The sequence below is a fragment of the Huijunlia imazamoxiresistens genome (assembly GCF_037132455.1).
In the GTDB taxonomy this organism is placed as follows: domain Bacteria; phylum Bacteroidota; class Bacteroidia; order Chitinophagales; family Chitinophagaceae; genus Flavisolibacter; species Flavisolibacter imazamoxiresistens.
In genome coordinates, this window is record NZ_JBBBEI010000075.1 from 1 (window position 1) to 2,655 (window position 2,655).

A 2,655-nucleotide genomic window follows, 5' to 3' on the forward strand; every position below is an offset into this window, starting at 1 on the left:
TGTGTATTTCGGTAAAAGCGAGCCACCCGTTTCGATGAAACAAGGCCAGTTAAGAGGAACGTAAGTTGATGAGTTAAAATTAGTTGTTTTTCTTCTTACGTAGAGATTCTCCCTTAAGCTCGATCTTATGAGCGTGAGCTGACAACCTGTCCATAATGGCATCGGCAAGGGTCGGCTCATTGATGTACTCATACCAGGCTTTTACCGGCAACTGGGAGGTGATGATGGTGGCTCCCTTTTCATAGCGATCTTCCAGTATCTGCAATAGCGCCAGCTTCATTTGGTGATCCAATGGCTGCAAACCAAAATCATCCAGGATCAGCAGCGGCGTGCGAGCAATCTGGTTCAACCACTTTAGGTAAGAACCGTCCAACTTTGCCGTAGCAAGGGCTTCTACAAACCGGCTCATGGCAAAATAAAGCGTACGGTAGCCCAGCATGCAGGCCTTCCTTCCCAGGGCACAGGCCAGGTAACTCTTTCCGCAGCCCGTAGATCCGGTAATTAGGACGTTTTCGGCCCTGTCAATAAAAGAACCGTCGCAGAACTGAAGCAGTGCTTCTTTGCTTAGCCCTCGTTGCTCGCCGGTTGCTACCTGCTCGGTCAAGGCGTGGTAGCGCAGCTTGGAAAGGCGCAGGTACAGCTGTGTCCTTTGCCCCTGTCGGTACTGTGTTTCCGCCTCGGCCAACATCCCCATAAGCGTATGGGCTTCCGGTTGCTGGTGTACGGGCTGTTCTGTTACTGCCTGGTAAAGATGGGCCATGCCATAGAGCTTCAGCTCCGTGAGCTGTTCCAGGGTACTTTTTGTGTTCATGTTTGAAAGGATAAATAGTGATTAGTAAAGTTTAGAGATAAGCCTGCGGCCCCCTGAGGTTGTCGTGGGCAGGCATGGTAAAGGAATAGGATTGCTTTGGCGTTTGCTCCCTATCCAGGTTGTTCAACAGGATGTTCTTTACAGTGCGGAAAGAAAAGTTGTGGCCTTGTAAAGCCCTTTTGCAGGCGCCTTCCAGCCTCACGGCAGTATAAGCGGCAGCCAGCCGCAACAGTCCTTCGCAACTCTTATAGACCTGCTCAGTGAACTGCCTGGAGTTCAGCAGGCCCTGCATGAAAAGGACACAGTTGGGGCCGATCTTTTCGGCTTCACCTACGAAGTACTCCCTGTCCCAGCCTTTCTTTTCCCATTGGTGCAAATGGTTTTGCGGCATGTGCTCTTTCAGGGTGGTAATGCCGTGCTTTTTATAGCTGCGGGTATGCAGGGCAATGCGCTTGTGCTCATGATAGATCTCCACCACTTCGGTGTCGTAAACCACGTTAACTGTCTTGCCAATGTAGCGGAAAGGCACACTGTAGTTGTGCCAGTCCTCGCCCAGCAGAATATGGTAGGATTGCTGCACTTTGGCTTGTGTGCAGTGCCTGAGCACATAAGGCTCCGACGGCAGAGGGGCCAGCAGGGGCTTTTCTTCCTGGAGGAACTGGTCCTGGCGGCTGTAGTCCTTGCGCTGGAACCAAAGGCTGTGGTGAATGGCCAGCTGCTCCCTGATAGCCCCATTCAGCTCCGCAAGGGAGAAGAACACCCTGTCGCGTAAAGGGGCATAAATACGCTGGTAAGTGAGTTTGACGGCGTTCTCCACCAATGCCTTGTCTTTGGGCTTGCCCACCCGGGTGGCATCCAGGCCAATGTTATTGTGCAGGGCCCACTGCTGGAATGTTTCCGTAAATACCGGCTCATAGCGGCAGGACTTGCTGACCAGCTGCTTCATATTGTCGGTTTTGAGGCCCTGGGGCACGCCGCCAAAGTACTGAAGGCATTCGTTGAGGGCTTTGATGACGCGGGGTTGTTTGGCATCGCAAAGGGCAACAACATAACTGTAGCCGCTATAGGGCAGCACCGCTACAAAAACAGGACAAGGCACCAGCTCGCCGGTGTCCCGGTCGACATAATGCATCAGGTCACCGGCAAAGTCCACCTGCATCACTTCGGCGGGGCGGTAGCTAAAGCGCATGGTGGCGTTCTGCACTTTGCTGTACTGGCCCAGGTATTGGCAAAACTGGGTATAGCCATAGCCCGAGGGGTAACTACGGCGGTATTCCTGCCACAGCAGCAGCCGGGTCACCCCAGTTCTGTGCAGTTCTTGAGTAAAGTAAGGCAGGCGCCGTTGAAAGTCTTCCTGCCGGGGATCGCTTTGCTTTTGCTTGCTTTCGGCGTAGACGATAAGGGAAAGGGCTTCGTCATCCATAGCCTGCAGTTGCTCGCAGCTGTGCTTGCTGTCCAGTAACCGGTCGGCATATTGCTTTACGGTATTGCGGGAAAGCTTCAGTTCCCGGGCGATGCGGCGGTGGGCACATCCCTTATGCAAGAGTTGAATGATCCTTCGAATCTGGGTCATCGGTAAGAGATTGTTGGCCATTGCGTTGCGATTTATAAGGCAAAGCAATGGCGAAGTGAGAAAAAATCATCTCTTACGCTCTTTTGCGGGTGGCTCAATTACGCCGGAATGTCAGTTTTATTGGGAAGGAAGGGTGGCTCTCTTTCACCGAAACGGTGGCTCTGATAGTGCGAAACCTTCTTTTTCCCTTTATTTTATTCCGTTGCTGAGCGGCCTCCCGGGTGGCCTTGTTTCACCGAAAGAAGGTGGCTCACTTTAATCGAAATATTCA

General features: G+C 52.5%; 2 protein-coding genes. Both read right to left on the bottom strand.

The annotated features are described in order from the left end of the window. Window positions 1-79 precede the first annotated feature (79 nt). Window positions 80-811 (bottom strand): IS21-like element helper ATPase IstB, encoded by a 732-nt coding sequence (gene istB / locus V9K67_RS26890; RefSeq protein WP_336728198.1) that lies wholly within the window; start codon window positions 809-811, stop codon window positions 80-82. A 31-nt stretch (window positions 812-842) separates the two neighbouring features. Further along, entirely contained in the window at window positions 843-2,384 is a 1,542-nt protein-coding gene (istA, locus tag V9K67_RS26895) for an IS21 family transposase (RefSeq protein WP_336728200.1), read from the bottom strand. Window positions 2,385-2,655 lie beyond the last annotated feature (271 nt).